14 protein-coding genes are annotated in these 17,212 nt (G+C 49.0%); 8 read left to right on the plus strand and 6 right to left on the minus strand.

Features of this window, described 5'->3' with window-relative positions:
• Positions 1–14: 14 nt before the first annotated feature.
• The 6 genes from M1P97_RS11610 to M1P97_RS11635 all read right to left on the minus strand — a co-directional run bounded on the left by M1P97_RS11610 (position 15) and on the right by M1P97_RS11635 (position 9,304).
• Entirely contained in the window at positions 15–1,334 is a 1,320-nt protein-coding gene (locus tag M1P97_RS11610; RefSeq protein ID WP_195371461.1) for a TldD/PmbA family protein, read from the minus strand.
• 1 nt (position 1,335) lies between these two features.
• Complete coding sequence (locus M1P97_RS11615) at positions 1,336–2,868, minus strand: TldD/PmbA family protein (RefSeq protein WP_195371458.1); 1,533 nt, start codon at positions 2,866–2,868, stop codon at positions 1,336–1,338.
• Between the two features lie 6 nt (positions 2,869–2,874).
• On the minus strand, positions 2,875–4,116 hold the full coding sequence (locus tag M1P97_RS11620; RefSeq protein ID WP_249389158.1) for an anaerobic sulfatase-maturation protein: 1,242 nt from the start codon (positions 4,114–4,116) through the stop codon (positions 2,875–2,877).
• A gap of 96 nt (positions 4,117–4,212) precedes the next feature.
• Complete coding sequence (locus M1P97_RS11625) at positions 4,213–5,226, minus strand: N-acetylmuramoyl-L-alanine amidase family protein (protein ID WP_249389159.1); 1,014 nt, start codon at positions 5,224–5,226, stop codon at positions 4,213–4,215.
• 652 nt (positions 5,227–5,878) lie between these two features.
• A complete protein-coding gene (locus M1P97_RS11630) occupies positions 5,879–7,579 on the minus strand; it encodes an AAA family ATPase (protein ID WP_249389160.1) in 1,701 nt (566 codons plus the stop codon).
• A 39-nt stretch (positions 7,580–7,618) separates the two neighbouring features.
• Positions 7,619–9,304 carry an AAA family ATPase gene (locus M1P97_RS11635; protein ID WP_249389161.1) on the minus strand — a complete coding sequence of 562 codons (1,686 nt, stop codon included), beginning with the start codon at positions 9,302–9,304 and terminating at the stop codon, positions 7,619–7,621.
• A 183-nt stretch (positions 9,305–9,487) separates the two neighbouring features.
• Here M1P97_RS11635 and M1P97_RS11640 point away from each other — a divergent pair, with 183 nt between their 5' ends.
• From M1P97_RS11640 to M1P97_RS11675, 8 genes are all read left to right on the plus strand, one after another.
• The gene (locus tag M1P97_RS11640) at positions 9,488–10,402 is read left to right on the plus strand and encodes a tyrosine-type recombinase/integrase (RefSeq protein ID WP_249389162.1); all 915 of its coding nucleotides are present in this window, start codon (positions 9,488–9,490) and stop codon (positions 10,400–10,402) included.
• Positions 10,403–10,864: 462 nt separating this feature from the next.
• Positions 10,865–12,301, plus strand: coding sequence for a DUF3575 domain-containing protein (locus tag M1P97_RS11645; protein WP_249389163.1), 1,437 nt, complete (start codon positions 10,865–10,867; stop codon positions 12,299–12,301).
• Positions 12,302–12,329: 28 nt separating this feature from the next.
• Entirely contained in the window at positions 12,330–12,497 is a 168-nt protein-coding gene (locus M1P97_RS11650; RefSeq protein WP_249389176.1) for a hypothetical protein, read from the plus strand.
• Positions 12,478–13,227, plus strand: coding sequence for a DUF5119 domain-containing protein (locus M1P97_RS11655; protein ID WP_249389175.1), 750 nt, complete (start codon positions 12,478–12,480; stop codon positions 13,225–13,227). Before M1P97_RS11650 ends, M1P97_RS11655 begins: the two co-directional genes overlap by 20 nt.
• 26 nt (positions 13,228–13,253) lie before the next feature.
• Positions 13,254–14,180: a fimbrillin family protein gene (locus M1P97_RS11660; protein ID WP_249389164.1), complete on the plus strand. Its 927-nt coding sequence runs from the start codon at positions 13,254–13,256 to the stop codon at positions 14,178–14,180.
• Between the two features lie 50 nt (positions 14,181–14,230).
• The gene (locus tag M1P97_RS11665) at positions 14,231–15,154 is read left to right on the plus strand and encodes a fimbrillin family protein (RefSeq protein WP_249389165.1); all 924 of its coding nucleotides are present in this window, start codon (positions 14,231–14,233) and stop codon (positions 15,152–15,154) included.
• A gap of 198 nt (positions 15,155–15,352) precedes the next feature.
• On the plus strand, positions 15,353–16,177 hold the full coding sequence (locus M1P97_RS11670; protein ID WP_195371436.1) for a fimbrillin family protein: 825 nt from the start codon (positions 15,353–15,355) through the stop codon (positions 16,175–16,177).
• A 30-nt stretch (positions 16,178–16,207) separates the two neighbouring features.
• Positions 16,208–17,185, plus strand: coding sequence for a fimbrillin family protein (locus tag M1P97_RS11675; RefSeq protein ID WP_195371434.1), 978 nt, complete (start codon positions 16,208–16,210; stop codon positions 17,183–17,185).
• Positions 17,186–17,212: the final 27 nt, after the last annotated feature.

Here is a 17,212-nt window from a genome sequence, read left to right on the forward strand (position 1 = left end):
GTATGAATAAATCGTTATAGTCCACTGAAATCAACCCCATCAAACAATAACGAAGGAATGCGCCAACTGGAGAGTAGGCGGGGATCGTTTCCTGTTTCTACCAGATTACTCCATAGGGTGATCATATTACCAGTTGCATTCATTTCTGAAATAGGCTGGGTCAGTTTTCCTTTTTCAATCAGGAAACCTTCAATGCCATAGGAGAAATCACCGGTTGTACTGTTGCAGTTACCACCGTTGAAACCGGTTATCAGGATACCTTTATCGACGGAAGCGATCAGGCTCTCCGTATTCTTGTCACCCATCTGCATTGTAAGAATGGAAGGGGAGGCGATAGTAGGCTTCACATCCATTTTATTGGCGGAATAGGTATCGATATAATACGTTTTTAGTACACCGTTCTCAAATACCGGCAGACGCTTGGTTGCTACACCTTCACCGTCGAAATAACGGGCTCCGGAAGCTTTAGTTATATGAGGTTCGTCTATTAACGTCAATTTCTCACCCAACACCTTTTGATCCAGTTTATCCAGTAAGAAAGAGTTCTTTTGCTGAATGGAAGAACCGTATAAAGCATCGAGTATCGGAGATAACAGGCGGGCGGAATTCATGTTGTCGACAACCATCTGGTATTTGCCGGAAGCCACTTTCTTCTGTCCCAGTTTACGGAATACACGTTCGAGAGCTTTCGTTCCCAGTCCTGTTTTCGTCATTGTGTCGTAATACAGTGAAGAATCATACCAATACGATTCGGGACGGGCATCGCCTTCGCCGCGAATGCTTACGCTGGCCACCAGGCTGAAAGAAGAGCCGCAAGCTTCTCCTTCGAAACCGTTGCTGGCTACCATATATTTAAAATCTTTCTCGTCGCTATAAGAAGAATTAGCAGAAATGATACGGTCGTCTTTCCCCATCATTTCATTACAGGTGTTCATTGCCAATGCCACTTTATCGTCGGGAAGGATAGCGTCGAATTTCGGATCGAGCAGTTGCAGGTCGGCGCCTCCTCCTTTATAATAGAGAGAAGCATCGGGTAATGTGCGGGCTTTATCTTCGGCCAGATAACGGGTCGAATCGATGCCGTTGCGGATAAACTTTTCCAGTTCTTGTTTATCCAGGCGATTGGTGGAAAATGAACCGTAACGACCATCCACAAACAGATGGATCACCAGACTGTTTTCGGAAGCCTGTTGAAGGCGGTCTATTTTCATATCCCGTATTTCAAACGAACTACTTGAACCATTGTACAGACTTACACGTGAGGCCTGGCAACCATTCTTCAGAGCGAACTCCATGGCCCATTGAGCCAGTTTTTTATTTTCGTTAGTTATCATATCAATTTTCTCCTCCTACTGTAAGTTTACTAACCAGAGCGGACGGCATACCGCAAGTTACCGGACAGGATTGTCCGTCTTTACCGCAAGTCCACGTGCCGTTATCCATTTTGTAATTGTTTCCGACCATTGTGATGTCGGCCAGTGCTTTCGGCCCGTTACCGATGATATTGATATCTTTGATCGGTTGTGTCAGTTTACCGTTTTCAATCAGGTAACCGTCTTTTACAAAGAAAGTAAAGTCACCGGCACCGATTTGTACCTGTCCGTTGGTAAAACTGGATGCATAGATTCCTTTCTTTACGGTCGAGATCATTTCTTCTTCCGTTACGTTTCCGGCTTCCATATAAGTGGCACGCATACGAGGAATAGGCATCTGGCGGAAAGACTCGCGGCGACCGTTTCCTGTTGAAGGGATGCCATAATGCTTGGCGCTGATACGGTCGTGCAGGTAACTTGTCAGAATACCTTCTTTCACGATATATGTCTTTTGTCCTTCCACACCTTCATCGTCGATGTTGACAGAGCCACGGTTGAATGGGATCGTTCCGTCGTCCACAACATTGATATGCTCGTTGCAAACCTTTTTGTTCAACTGGTCGGAGAAGATAGAGGTGTTCTTACGATTGAAGTCCGCTTCAAAAGCATGTCCGATCGCTTCGTGCAACAGGATACCTGAACCTCCGGCACCCATTACGACAGGCATTTCGCCTCCTTTAGGTTTTACGGCCTGGAATAGAATAGCCGTTTTCTCTACTGCTTCCTTGGCTATTTCGCTGATAATATCGTCTGTCAGGAATTCGGCACCCATGCGGAAAGCACGTGAAGCGTATGAATTCTCAATCTTTCCGTTATCTTCCATAATACATACGGCAGCCAGTGTGACCATCGGCCGGTAATCATAATACATCTGTCCTTCTGTATTACAGAAAAGAATGTGTGAAGTCGTATCACCCAAAGATGCCATTACTTTATGGACGCGCTTGTCGAGTGCAAATATCTGATCGTTCAGCTTTTGCAGATAAGGCGTTTTTTCTTTAACGGCTATTTCGTCCCACGGAGTTTGTACACCGTAGAAGTTGTTGATGATCGGTTCTTCAGTCAGTTTGGCCGGCCCTTTTCCTGCTGTGCTATCGGCGATACGGGCAGCTGTACGGGCAGCTTTTAACATCTCATCCAATGAAATATTTTCCACATAGGCATAACCGGTCTGGTCTCCGGCAAGGACACGTACGCCCATTCCGAAGTCTATATTTGAAGAGGCACGGTTTACCGCACCATCTTGTAATCCTATATTATTTCTGTAAGAATGTTCGAAGAAAAGGTCGGCATAATCTCCTCCTTTTTCCAGCGCGGCAGTCAGCACCTTCTTCATATCATTCTCACTTAAACCAAAGTGGTTTAATGCAAATGAGATACCGGCAGCTTTGTCTTCAGTACTTCCGGCACAACCCTCTAAAAAAGAGGGAACCGCTATCGAACCAAGCATAACCATACCTCCTGTTTTAATAAAATCACGTCTGTTGTATTTCATGTTGTTTTATAAAATATCTCTGTTCTCTTTAGCCCATTGCATCACATTTGCGGGCGGACGTTGGGCCAATAATTCTTTTTTCATAAAATCCATATAAGGAGCTACATGTTTAAAAAACTTCTTGTATCCTTTGCATAGATAGTTTAATCCCGGTTCGCCGCTGGCTGTATGCAGGAAGCGGTTTTTAGGACATTCGCCGTTGCAAGCAAAAAGAAACTCACACTCTTTGCATTGAGTGGGGAGTTTATCATATTTGTCGGCCCCAAACTTCAGTTGGTGCTGGCTGTACATCATTTCCGTTAAAGTTTGCGTATAGATATTTCCTAACTTATATTCGGGGAATACGAAGTGGTCGCAGGCATACAAGTCACCGTTGAATTCCATCACACCGGCGTGGCCACATGTCCGTGCCAGGGTACATATACCCGGTTGTTCGCCTACCCAGTTTGCCAATGTTGCGTCAAACAGCTGGATGTAATAGTTGCCGACATCTTCTTTCAGCCATTCATCGAAAATGGCACAGAGGAAATCTCCCCATTTTCCGGAGTCGACGGAGAAAGGAGCCAGTTCGATATTGGCATCCTGCTGTTCCGGAGAGGTGAGTTTTGTCCCGTCCGCATGTGTCCCCAACCGTTCTACGATAGGGGCGAATTGGATAAAATGGCAATCCAGTTCTTTGAAAAAATTATAGAATTCGAGCGGATAATCGACGTTGTAATCGTTTACCACAGCCATTGCGTTGTATTCAACCTGATGTTTCTTCAATAGTTCGATCCCTTTCATCACTTTGAAGAAGGAGGGAAGCCCCTGGCGGTTACGGCGGTATTCGTCGTGAAACTCCTGCGGGCCATCTATCGAGACGCCTACGAGAAAGTTGTTTTCTTTGAAGAAGCGACACCACTCATCTGTAAGCAAGGTACCGTTTGTCTGGATGCAATTATCGATCTGTCGTCCACGACCATATTTCTTTTGAAGCTCGAGCGCTTTCTTATAGAAACTGATCGGACGCATCAATGTTTCCCCACCGTGCCAGGTAAAAAGTACTTGCGGCATGGTTTGGCATTCCAGATAGTCTTTGATGAATTTCTCCAGCAATTGCTCGCTCATTATATGGTTTTTTACCTCCGGATACAGTTTCCCCTTCTCCAGGTAATAGCAGTATTCACAGGCCAGATTACAGACTGATCCTACCGGCTTCAGCATCACATAAACGGGTTTTGCAAATGGAGATATATAAGAATTATTCATGGTGTTTTAAAACGATTCGATTATAAATACACAAAGGTATAATTTCTCCGTGGATTTATCTGCAATTTTTACTCTATAAATTCAATATCAACGATCTTATTTGAGTTTTTTTCTGTAACGTTTGTAATCCGTAACGAAACCTTCGCATAGCCAGTTTGCCAGTGCCTGGCGGTTATCGCTGAGAATGAAACGTTTCTGGTCGAAACTGTTTTGTATGTTGCCCAGTTCCACAAACACAGAAGGGGGTGTCGTTTTTCTCAAAACATACAATCCGCGCTGGCCTACTGTTCCTGTAAATCCGCGTCCCGGTTGATGTCTGTTATATTTATGCTCGAAAGTCGATTTCATGGTCTTTGCCAGGTGTTTGCTTTCAGAGTTTTTATCCTGATAATAGAAGAAAACATCTGTCTGGTGACTTTTACTGCGACTGTCGATATGCATGAAGATAGCGCGTTTGTAAAGCTCTTTATCCTTTTTGAATAATGAATTGATCTTTTCGCTCCGTTGTTCAAGGCGTCGCACCTGGTTGAACGGGATCGGGTCGCCCATACAGGTTTCGCGTTTGCTGTTAGCCAGGAAACGGTCGTTGCGGATGCCGTCTCTGGCATCCTGGATGATGATATGTACTTTGGCACCCCGCATGAGCAGATTACGTGCCAGGCGCAACATGACATCGTAGGCATATTCATCTTCGTGAAGTTCGACGTTCCCCATTTTACCGATGGCTCCGGGATCGGGGCCGCCATGTCCGCTGACCAGATAAAAACAACAACCTTTCAATTCGGAAGAGGTGACCTGATATTGGGCTAATTCCTTGCCAAATAAGGGCTCGTAATTCGGTTTCTTCGCCGCCGCAGCTGCCGCACCTTTTAAAGGCGGCAATTGGTATTTAACCCCCATTTTCAGCGAATTCCCACTGCCGAGTTTTGTCTTGTTCAACTTGACAAATTCATCGTGATACTCTTTTCCCACACGGTTATGACGTTTCAGGAAAAGGGTAATACCTTCTCCTTTTTTAGGAAATGATTTCTCCTGGGCCGACAAAGAACCGTTGAAAATAATAGTAGCAACTAATGAAAGTAGTATGACTGTTAATCTTTTTGCGAACATGTTTAAGTAGGATATATGCCGTAAAGATAGATAAATTGGTGTAAAGTTAAAAAGAATCGGTTCGACATTTTGTCAAAATGTCAATCGATCTCTTTCTCTTTGCTTTATTTACATACGCTTATTGGTATATAATTATTTATGGAAGTCTCCCGGAGTTGAGAAATGACAGAAAAGAAGGAAGGTGGGAAAAACGGTAACAGTTTGGACGGGGCTTGGAGATAGTTCGGCAGATCATTTTTCGTGATGTTGCCGGAATCTGGAAAACAGGTACATTTTGTCAGTTCGATATGGAACCTTTTTTGATGCATTCCAGAGGATAATGTATGAAAAAACGGACTTCTTCTGGCATAAAATAACAGGTGGTTAAATTTATCTCCCAGCTGATCCCAACTGCCTGCCGGGTGAATAGAAATTACCTGCCGGGTAGTTCGAACTATCTGCCGGCTGACCGGAATTAGCTGCCGGGTAACTGCCGGCAAGACCGTGGTAATAGCAGAAAAGTAAGGGCTCAGGCGGGTCGAAAGGATCGAATTTATGCCGGATGCCCGCTTTTTTGAAAAGAGAGTGTTACAGATTGAATGAAAACAGTATCAATATGGTTCCTTCATTTGATAAATTTGAAACAATATGACAGACCTCGTAGGGGCAGGTTCTAAACCTGTCCACATGTAAAAAGGGTCTTGATCCAGACACGTTTGCCATCGAAAGTGATGGCCATTTTAAGGATGTCGGTAACACCTGCGGCATGGAGGGTGGCTGCATACTGTTTCTCCTCGATCTGTTGAAGAGCCGATGCCAGAACATCATCGACCGACTTGTCGAACATCGGATCGTAAAGTTTCAGTTCCATGATAATACCCCGCTTTTGAATATTACGCGGACGCATCAGGATATCGTAGCGTCCCAGGCCCGACTCCCGGTTACTGCTTACCTCATAAGCTCCGGAGCTTACCAACATACCCAACAAAAAGGCCTGGTATACTTTCTCCGGGTCGCGTCCGGAAGTATCATAGTAGGAAAGCGTGTTGACCACAAAGTCGTTTAATAATCGTTCAAAGATAGGTATGTTGTTTTCATCCAATGCCTGTAGCATCCGTTCGAGACGGTCGTTCTTTACCGGGCCATTATTTATCCAACTACGGATAATAGTGCTAAACACGGTCGAAACTTCCAGGTTAGGAACCTCCAGTTTGTATTCGATCAGATTATTTGGTTGCAAAACAGGATCGGAAGCTTTGAGGTATCCGCTGAAAAGCATGAATGACCAGATATTAACTGCCTCGGTCAACAAATCCGGAAACGCCAGCTTATCGTTTATCACACTACGAATAGAATTACCTTGTATCAATCCCTCTACACCGTCACGTATTTGCGAAGGGCCGTCGGCCAGTAAATGACGTAGTAAGACATCGGAGCCGGTGTTTACCCAGTAAGGGGCAAGAACGCCATCATACATTATATAATTAAGTACTGACCAGGGATTATAAACCGTTTTACCAGCAAAGAGATACCCGTTATACCATTGCTTTACTTCCTCTTTCTGTTTTTCCAACGAATAATCGTCGAGTATCATATCTGTTTCTTCCTGTGTAAATCCAAAAGCCGTGCACATAGGGCGATCCAGCAATGAAAATACGGCAATATTATTCAAACCGCTGAATATGGATTCCTTGCTCACCCGGAGAATACCGGTGATCACGCCACGGAATATATTCGTATTATCTTTGAATACTGCACTCATAAAGTTACGCATGAAACCGATCATCTTGTCGTAATATCCTTTGTCGAAAGCGACATGGATCGGAGTATCATATTCGTCGAGCAAAACGAGTGGGGGCATACCCCAATAAGATGTGAGTAGCTCCGATAAAATCTTCAATGCCGCTTCTAACTGGTTTTGTGTAGCTTGTCCGTGATAAACAGCTTCAAAAATAGCTCTGGGAACCGGTTTTATCTCCGGGACATCGAGCAGATAATCATGGCGCTCGAATTCAGTAGCCAGCTCGCCGGCTATTTTCTCCAGTACTTCTTCAAACGTATCCGCTTTACAATCTTTCAACGTGAGGAGTATCACCGGATATTTCCCCTGATACTTATCGAAGCCTTTCCATCCTTCGATATTTTTCCCTTTAAACAGCGGACGGTACACATTGTCTTCCGTCTTCTCGAAGAAGTAACGTAGGGTGGAAAGGTTGAGCGTCTTACCGAAACGTCGCGGACGCGGAAGCAGGTTGATCAGGCTTCCGTCTTCTACTATCTGCCGGATAAAATCAGTTTTATCCACATAATAATACGCTTCGCTGATCAACAGCTTATAATCGCTGATGCCTATCGGTAATTTTTTTCTGTCCATCACTATCCTGTTTTAAAAGGTTCTACAAAGATAAAATAATTAATCAATAGCCGTCTTTATCCAGACCCGTTTGCCATCGAATGTGATGGCCATTTTGAGTATATCGGTGACTCCTGCGGCATGCAGGGTGGCTGCGTATTGCTTGTCCTCGATCTGCCCAAGAGCGGAAGCGAGCACATCGTCTACCGACTTGTCGAACATCGGATCGTAAAGTTTCAGTTCCATGATAATACCCCGCTTTTGAATATTACGCGGACGCATCAGGATATCGTAACGTCCCAGGCCCGACTCGCGATTGCTACTTACTTCATAAGCTCCCGAACTTACCAGCATACCGAGCAGGAAAGCCTGGTAGACTTTCTCCGGGTCTCGTCCGGAAGTATCATAGTAGGAAAGCGTGTTTACTACAAAATCGTTCAACAGTCGCTGGAAGATAGGCATATTGTTTTCATCCAGTGCTTGCAGCATCCGTTCGAGCCGGTCGTTTTTCACCGGGCCACCGTCTATCCAGCTTTGGATAATAGTCTCAAACACGGTGGAAACTTCGCGGTTGGGTACATCCAGCTTGTATTCGGTCAGATTATTTGGAAGCAAAACCGGATCGGAAGCTTTCAGGTAACCACTAAAGAGCATGAACGACCAGATATTAGCCGGCTTGGCCAGTAAATCCGGGAACGCCAGTTTGTCATTAATCACACTGCGGACCGGATCGCCTTGTATCAAGGCTTCCACGCCATCGCGTATCTGTGCGGGGCCGTCGGCCAGCAGATGGCGCAACAAGACGTCGGAACCGGTGTTTACCCAGTAGGGAGCCAGTATGCCATCTTTATTAATATAGGATAATACCGACCACGGGTTATAAATTGTCTTACCGCCAAACAGATAGCCGTTATACCACTCCTTCACCTCTTCTTTATGACTTCCGAATGAGTAGTCATCGAGCATCCGGTCTGTCTCTTCTTGCGTAAAACCGAAGGAGGTAGACATCGGATTTTCAAGAATAGTATCTACATCTATATTATTCAGTCCGCTGAATATCGATTCCTTGCTCACCCGGAGGATACCGGTGATGACGCCGCGGAAGATATCCGTATTGTCTTTGAATACCAGACTCATAAAGTTTCGCATGAAACCGATCATTCGGTCGTAATACCCTTTGTCGAAGGCCACATGTATGGGCGTGTCGTATTCGTCGAGCAAGACGAGTGGGGGCATGCCCCAATGGGTAGTCAGCAAATCTGATAATAAAAGCAGGGAGTTTTGCAGGATAATGTTGTCTGTCTGTAACCGGAGTATCTTATCAAACCATTCCCGGTTGATTTCCGAAAGCTGGTCGTCTAACAAATACCTGTGACGTTCAAATTCTTGTTGCATTTGTATTCCGATTTGAATCAGTGTTTCTTCAAACGTATCCGCCTTACAATCTTTCAACGTGATGAGTATCACCGGATATTTCCCCTGATACTTATCGAAGTCTCTCCATCCTTCGATATTTTTCCCTTTAAACAGCGGACGGTACACATTGTCTTCCGTCTTCTCGAAGAAGTAACGTAGGGTGGAAAGGTTGAGCGTCTTTCCGAAACGTCGCGGACGGGGAAGCAGGGTAATCAGGCTTCCGTCTTCTACTATCTGACGAATAAAGTCGGTCTTATCCACATAATAATACTCTTCGCTGATCACCCGCTTATAATCGCTGATGCCTATCGGTAATTTTTTTCTGTCCATCACTTCTGTTCATTTTATGTATGCATACAAAGATAAAACAATTAATCGATGTGCCAATCACGGTAACAGTATAATATAATGTTGCCCTTACCTGTCGTTATGATCACCACCTCTGCTGCGCGGCTAACCTTTGCCTACCACTGAATGTTATAACTTTGCCCTTTATCAAAAAAGGGATAAGTTATGAAAAATAAGGATTTTTACAAACAGATGCGCTTGCAGGAGCAGGAGAAACGCGCTGCAGGCGATGAAAGTACGGCCGACCTTTACCGGGCCGTGCGCAACCACTTTGAACTGTTCAATGGCGGTGAGGCGCTGTCGTTGAAGGATGTGACGCCCCGGCGGGTACACGCCTTTTTGAAATGGCTGCGTGAGAAAGGGCTCCGGGTGAATAGCGTGAACAGCTATCTCAGCAACCTGCGTGCCATGTATAACCGTGCCTGCCTGGGCTGGAAAGGGCGTCCTTCCGACTCGCCGTTCGCCGGCATTCATTTGAGGCGCGAGGAGACGAAGAAACGTGCCGTACCGGCTGAGGTGATCAAGGAGCTGGCTTCGCTGGATTTGAAAAAGGAGCCGAAAAAACAGCTGGCTGTCGATATGGCGCTGTTTTCATTTCTGGCCTGTGGTATTCCGTTTATCGATATCGTGCATCTGACGAAAGAGAACCTGGAAGAGGGGGGTAAGGTATTGGCGTATCACCGGCAGAAGACCGGCGTATTGATCCGGATGGAGGTCAATCAGGGGATGCGGCTGTTGATAGACCGCTACGACTGCCCCGATGCGCACTATCTTTTTCCCGTCTTGCCGGAAAATGCGACCCACGAGCAGTATAAATACTGCCTGGCTAAGGAAAACCATTATCTGAAGCAACTTTGTATCGATTTGGATTCATTGGATGTGTTGACTACCTATGTCTTCCGTCATTCGTGGGCTTCGGAGGCATACCATCGTGGGGTACCGATAAGCATTATCAGCCAGGCACTGGGGCATACGTCGGAAAGGACAACCCGTATTTATCTGTTAGCCTTTGATGCGGATAAGATGGCAGAAGCTATTCATGTTGTTACCGAAGAACTGGAAACAGTGATGACTGCCTAAGAAATACCCTTATTTATATAATAAGGTGAAAAGCCATCTTTCTATCTCAAATCCAAATGTTTATACATCCGTTAATCTCTCATTTGAGATAAATGACTGTGCAAACATAGATAGAATTCTACGAATAAACAAGGCTTCGATGTCGTTTTATTAAAAAAAACATATCATTTTAGTATATATTCACACATCTTCCTGTTTTATCGCCCTATTTCTTGAATTTAAGGAAGTATAGACGTAAAGGGGGCAGGGACTGCCATTCCTTTAATATCCATTAGGAAAAAAGTGTAATTATTTCTGCCTGTTTTCTTCCTAAAAGAGTCTCAAAAAAAATTCAATCCTGTATTTCCAGCCCTTTTAAAGGCTAAAATCCTTCTCCGAAAAAAGTTTTTTTACTGCTTTCACCTTATTATATAAATAAGGGTAGCAAAAATCAGTAGTAAAGAAAATCAAAGTGGGTAGAATATGCGTGATGTAAAGCAGCAAATATGTAGAAGGATGGTAAAGGCGGCATTCAGCCTGTTTGTACTTTGTGGACTGTACATGGCAGAGGTACATGCCCAGAGCAGTCCGTCTTACACGAAAGCGGAATCTTTTTTATTTTCTTTCGTTGAGGAGAAAGATCTTTTTCTGGCTGACTATGGAGATAATGCTTACTATCTTCAATCGATGAACGAGACGCTGACGGCTTCCCGTGTCAAACTGTTGGGCGGAAACTATCACCTGTTGATCGTCGCCCATGCCGGTTCCACGAATTATACGGACGAAGCGGTGGTCAATGAAGCCTCCCTGCGTGCGAGCCGTATCCGGGCCTATCTCAAATCGAAACTGAACATCCCTCACGACTGCGTTGCTTTTTATATAGACCGTAGCGGCGACTACCGCGACCAGGTACATGTTTACCAGGTGCATGCCCCGCTGCCGTGGTTTGCCAATCTGGAGATCAGTTGCAGCGAGAGCCGCTATCCGAATGCGATAACCGCCGCCCTGAGCCGCTACGGGGCTGTCCCTTTGGTGAATTTGTATTCGCGGGGCAGTAGCGGGGGATATAACCGGGAAGTATATGTGATAACCGATCCGCTGTTCGACCGTTCGGAACTGGAAGATTACCGGTTGGCCATTGCGGAACCGGCTACGGTCGTCACAACGCTGCCGGCTGCACCTGGCAGGCATCGTGCAGCGGCTTCGGGCGTCAGAGAGGAGCCGGTCGGAGAAGAGCCGGTAGCCGAAAAACCGGCCCCGCCGGTGTCCGGTCGTAAGCCCGCCGCTAAAAAAACGATGCCGTCCCGGCCGTCGAAGCCGGCTGCTCCTCCGATGGAGCAAGGCCTGGCTATCAAGACCAACCTCTTGCCCTGGGCTACCGTGGCGCCGTCTGTGTTGTTCGGCACAGGCGATGCGGAGTTCATCACCGGCTCGTTTATGCCGAACCTGGAGGTCGAATATTATTTCGGCACACGCTGGTCGGTAGGGCTGGCGGCGATGTATGCCGATTTTACCTATAAAGACAAGTCGCGCGACCGTTGGGCGCTCTCGTCCCTCACCCTCACGCCGAAGATATGGCCGTTGGCGGCGGGTGGCTACCGTTGGCTGAATGCCGGAGTGTTTTTCCAGTACGGCGACTTCGATGTCAGGGGCGCACAGATCGACAAGTCTTTGGATAATCTGTACGGCCGGACGGGTCGTTTCATCTCGCTGGGTGCCTCTGTGGGCTGCCTGGTGCCGCTGGGTGCGGGTTTCTGTACGGAGGCGAGCCTCTCGGTGGGCTACCGCTCGATCTACGATGGCAAACGGTACCGGTATGACAAGATGGATGTGAAGAATTATCTCGAAACCCGCTTTTCGTCGACCGGGCTGATGGTCGGGGCGAATGTTAGTTTGCTTTATCGGTTTCGGGTTAAATAATGAATAATTAGTAATTAATAATTAATAATTGGGAGATGAGAGGGGAGTGGATTGGATATGGGGTGCTTTTGGTTCTGTTGGTGGGCTGTACCTATCGTCTGACCGACGAGAACTGGGAGAAGAACGGGCTCGTACGCCTGACATTGAACTGGCAGGGCAACGACCGTCCGGAGGACATGACGTACTATTTTTATAAAGACGGGGCCGACCGTCCCATCATTCGCCAGGGGAAATCGTCGGGTTATGAAGGTACGTTGCCTGCGGGCAGTTACGAAGTGGCGGTATGTGCCGCCGACCCGGAAAGCGTGCTGCTCGATATGGATAAAGGCTATGCGAAGGCGTGCGGGCTGGCGCGGCAGGTGTCGGCCTTGAAATCGGCGGACATCGAGGTGGCCCAACCCGCTTACCTGTACGGGACGGGGGATGACCTGGGCGGGGTAAAAGGATTTCGCGCCGTCGTCAGGGAACTCTACCCCGTCAGCCTCACAAGAATACTGGAACTTAATATCAAACTGACAGGCAGGGAAGGGGAACCGGTGGCGGATCTGACGGGCCTGTTAACCGGAGTAGCCTCCGGAGTAAATATTCCTACCGGCGAACTTCTGTTCGACACGCCTGCTTTCATGGTTTTTGACACGCAGCCTGTCTCACCCGGAGTTTACACTTCTTCCCTGAACCTGTTCGGTGCACCCGGGAGCGGTCAAGCCCGTTATAAGGACACCGACCTCTATCTGACCCTGAAATTCGAGGATGGTTTGGAGGTTACTTCGTCCACGGATATAACGGAAGCGATCGATAAGGCTTTCGAAACGACCCTGTCCGTCCGTATCGTGCTCGACCTCGAGATTGCTTACGACGAGATAAACGGCATGGTCATTACCACGACCGGCTGGCAGGGGGGGACCGGCGAAGTCGTTGCACCCTGAGTTGGAAACAGAATAAAGAAACAATCATGTATAGGAAAATGGATTTGACATACGGAATAGTACACAGCCTGTTGCTGTTCAGCCTCTGGGGGTTGGCGGCAGGATGCTCGGACGACGATGCTTCCGGGGCAGGCGGCTTGTCGGATGGCCGGAAAGAGCTGGTAATGTATGCTTCCGGCGATTATTTACCGGGCGACACGTCGCTCTCGGCGGGTACCGTCTTTTTTGCCAAGGGCAATGAACCGGGAAAATACCGGGAGACCTGGAAAGCGTATATCGGAGTGAACGGCCGTACGGGGCTCGCCTTTCCGAAATATTATCCGGCGGACAACAGCCCCGTTTACCTGCGCGGATTTGCCCCCGACGGGACATTGACCGACCGCATGACCATCGCCTATCCGATGGACGGGCGGCAGGACATCCTGGTGACCGACGAGCAGCAGGGCCGCCTGACGGACATGTTCTGGCAGCAGAAGAAATCCTTTGTCTTTACCCATCTGCTTACCCAGCTCCGTTTCCGGCTGTGTATGGACGAAGAAGGCGTCGCCCACGGCTGGAAATTGCATACGCTGGCGGTCGACAGCCTGCCGCGCACGGCGGTGTTGTCGCTGGCGGATAAAACCCTGTCGTTCGAAGGGGAGAATGTACGTATCGCGGCGGCAGACCGCTCGGAAAACGGGCTGCCGCTCGACACTGCCTGGACGGAGATACCCGAGGCGGTGATGGTGCAGCCGGGCGTCCCCCTGCACCTGTCGGTCGCATTGAAGGACAGCCGCGACAGCCGGCGGTATTACAGGCAATTGCCGGTTGTCTTCCATGAAGAAGACGGCTGTTCGCTGGCGGGAACCTCCTACCTGTTGTCCGTCCGTATCCGTACCGACGGCACGGCTTCGCTCTCGGCTTCGGTGACGGAGTGGAAAAGGGGAGACAGCGGCATCGGCACGATCGATTGAATGAAAGACATAGAATGCAACACTAGTATTAATAGTTTAATTATCAGAGTATGAAAAGAGTATGTATGTACGCCGCTTTTCTGGCGGCCCTGTTATCGTCCTGCTCGTCCGACGAAGGAACACCGGACATTCAGGAGCCGGCAGAGATCCGGGTGGGAGCCACTGTCAACGGAGCCGTTACCAAGGCGCCGGTGGTGACGGGCGACCGGTTTACAGCCGCTATCACGGCTTTCGAAAGTTCCAATTATCCTTCATGGACCGGTACGCCTTCCTGGCAAAACACCCTTACGCTGACAGCCAGCAGGGAGAATACCGGCGACTGGCTGCCGTTGGATATCTCGAAGGTATATCCGAACGGGGGAAATGTGTATATGGCAGCCTGGTATCCCAATATCCCTTCCGCAAACGGGATCGTCGCATTTAAGAAAACGGGTACGGAAGATGTGATGTACGGCGGGATCGTATCCGGCAGCAAGAATGCGCCCGTTTCTTCTCCTTTCACTTTCGGTCATAAGTTGACGCAGCTTACTTTCAGCGTGCAGGCCACAGACGAATTTTTGCGTTATAACCCGGGTAAAAGTATTTCGAAGATTACGATCGTCGACGGGCAGTATCCGGCTTCGATGACGATTGCCGACGGGCATATCACCTACGCCGACAAAACGCTTGTACCCGAAGTACCGGGTGTTTCCCAGCAGGTGCTGACCACCGCTTTGGAAACCCTCGGCGAACCTCTGATGATCGGCTCGATGGATGTGCTGAAGATCAAGGTGTATTATGCCGACGGCAACTACAGCCAGAAGATCCCCATTTATAATGCAGCCGACGGCAAAACGCCCTTGAAAGTGAAGGAAGGCTATGCGCACACGGTCAATCTGGTTTTTCAGGGAAGTGGTGAAGTCGTTATTATGGCTGTCGGAAGCGTCAACGAATGGAAGACCGGCGAAGGCGGCAACGGTATGGTGACGAGTTAAAAGGAGTGTTTTCCGATAGCATCTGTTCATGGTATTAATATTAATTTTTTAAGTATGAAAACAAACAAGTATGTAGTAATGGGCCTGTTGGCCGCCTTGTCGATGGCCGGTTGTAGCAATGACGAGACGGAAGTCACGCCTGTGGCAGCTGCGGATGTCCGCATCAGCGCCGGCCTGGCGGATGCCGAAACCAAGGCGGTGATCAATGCGGGTTACGACGAGAAGCTGGATGTCATGTTCGGCTATCTGGAAGGTAGCGGCAGCTCGTTCAGTAAGTGGTATCCCGGTGTCCGTATGGCGGGTGCAGGTAATCAGTTTGTTTCGTTCGATGAAACGCTGAAGTACAACAGCTACACAAGTACGAAAACGACAATGGCGGGTATCTATCCGCGTCCTGCATCCGGGGGATCCGTCAGTTCTCCGATCGCTTATAAGATCGACGGGGATATGGACCTGATGGCCACGGAGAGCCAGACGGCGGACAAGGACAATCCCTTTGTGCCCTTCATGTTCCGCCATCAGCTGACCCAGTTGCAGGTGAAATGCGTAGGATCGGACGAGGCGATCAAGGCATGGGGAAATATCAAATCCGTGAAAGTAGCGAATCAGGCGGTCAACCTGCAACTGAAGGTTGTTCCCGGTGTAACTCCTTCGTTGTCGAAGTCCAATAGTTCGACAGAAAGCCTGTCCTTCTTTAACTGTCCGTCGAAGATCGTGACGGCGAAAGAGGAGAACCCGCAGATCGGCTATTGCATGATCTATCCGGAGGACAACCTGGGTACGGCAGCCAACGCGCTTACGCTGGAGGTAATGACCGACTACGACGGTACGAACCCCGACAATCCCCGTACGCTGAACTCGGCGAAAAGGATCACGGTCAACAACATTTCCAAAGGCGCCCGTCAGGGATATGCCCATCTGATCACACTGATCTTCACGGTAGACGGCGAGATCGTGATCGAAGCGGACATCGCTCCGTGGACCCCCGGCAGCAGTACGAGCACGGTTATCAAACCTAGCTGATCATAGACACGTTCCGGTAAATAGTAGGAGATGAAGAAGATATATCCGATAGTGTTTTTGATGGCTGTCCTGTCCGGTTTGCAGGCCTGTTCGGACGGCGACGATCCGGACAGCCTTACGGGGCGCCTGCAGCTGGAGGGAGCGATCGGTGCATCCACCCGTGCGGTGCTTAACTCCGGCTATGAAGCGGATCTGGCTGTCTGTTTTGCCCGGTGCGACGCGGGCGAAAGTGCCTGGCAGGAGCTGCCCGCCGTCCGTATAGGCGGGGCGGGCAGCACCCCGGTGGTGTTCGACGTCCCGCAGTTCTACCCCGAGGGTGGAAAATCGGTGCAACTCCACGGGTATTACCCCCGTTCGGGCTGGGCCGGCGGGGCAGGAGGCGCACCGGTCTATACCGTCGCCGACGGAGAAACCGACCTGATGGCTACCGGCGTGTTGAACGGGTCTTATCCCGACGCGCAGATCACGGGCTGTACGTTCCGGCATCTGTTGACGCAGCTGAAATTTGTCTGTTTCAGCGACCAGCCGGACCTGTGGGGCGCCGTCACGCAGATAGAGGTGGAAGGCATCTACCGGCAACAAACCTTCCGTTTGACGGATACGAACCCCACGCTAAGCCCTGTAACGACTTCCGGCGTCGCGACGTTGGGAGCCATCGGCACGGCCGCCGGCAGGACGTTCGACCTGTATGACACATCCGACGGGCTGCTGCCGGCCGCCCGGGCGGTGCAGGACAGCATCCTGATCCCGGCACAGGGAGCGGGCACGGCCGGCCATCCGCTGGTGTTGCACGTCACCACCCAAAAGAGCGGAGTCGGTGTCGAAAAGCCGGGCGGCTACCTGCATACCGCCACCCTGGTGGTGAAGGAGGCAGACGGGGCCGGAGGCGTGCAGCCGGGCTATTCGCACCGGGTGGAAATAGCATTTACCAGCAGCGGTCTGGAGGTGGTCGGCGTCTCGGTCGAACCCTGGAGTTCGGTAGAGATCAAAGACCCCATACCGCTTTAACAAGAGAGAATAAACAAACACAACAGG

The sequence above is a fragment of the Parabacteroides leei genome, assembly GCF_023369805.1.
GTDB classification, from domain to species: domain Bacteria; phylum Bacteroidota; class Bacteroidia; order Bacteroidales; family Tannerellaceae; genus Parabacteroides; species Parabacteroides leei.

Excerpts from the sequence above, each read along its gene's own strand:
- M1P97_RS11610 (WP_195371461.1), bottom strand. The coding sequence starts at position 1,334 with ATGATAACTAACGAAAATAAAAAACTGGCTCAATGGGCCATGGAGTTC.
- M1P97_RS11615 (WP_195371458.1), bottom strand. The coding sequence starts at position 2,868 with ATGAAATACAACAGACGTGATTTTATTAAAACAGGAGGTATGGTTATG.
- M1P97_RS11620 (WP_249389158.1), bottom strand. The coding sequence starts at position 4,116 with ATGAATAATTCTTATATATCTCCATTTGCAAAACCCGTTTATGTGATG.
- M1P97_RS11625 (WP_249389159.1), bottom strand. The coding sequence starts at position 5,226 with ATGTTCGCAAAAAGATTAACAGTCATACTACTTTCATTAGTTGCTACT.
- M1P97_RS11630 (WP_249389160.1), bottom strand. The coding sequence starts at position 7,579 with ATGGACAGAAAAAAATTACCGATAGGCATCAGCGATTATAAGCTGTTG.
- M1P97_RS11635 (WP_249389161.1), bottom strand. The coding sequence starts at position 9,304 with ATGGACAGAAAAAAATTACCGATAGGCATCAGCGATTATAAGCGGGTG.
- M1P97_RS11640 (WP_249389162.1), top strand. The coding sequence starts at position 9,488 with ATGAAAAATAAGGATTTTTACAAACAGATGCGCTTGCAGGAGCAGGAG.
- M1P97_RS11645 (WP_249389163.1), top strand. The coding sequence starts at position 10,865 with ATGCGTGATGTAAAGCAGCAAATATGTAGAAGGATGGTAAAGGCGGCA.
- M1P97_RS11655 (WP_249389175.1), top strand. The coding sequence starts at position 12,478 with ATGACGTACTATTTTTATAAAGACGGGGCCGACCGTCCCATCATTCGC.
- M1P97_RS11660 (WP_249389164.1), top strand. The coding sequence starts at position 13,254 with ATGTATAGGAAAATGGATTTGACATACGGAATAGTACACAGCCTGTTG.
- M1P97_RS11665 (WP_249389165.1), top strand. The coding sequence starts at position 14,231 with ATGAAAAGAGTATGTATGTACGCCGCTTTTCTGGCGGCCCTGTTATCG.
- M1P97_RS11675 (WP_195371434.1), top strand. The coding sequence starts at position 16,208 with ATGAAGAAGATATATCCGATAGTGTTTTTGATGGCTGTCCTGTCCGGT.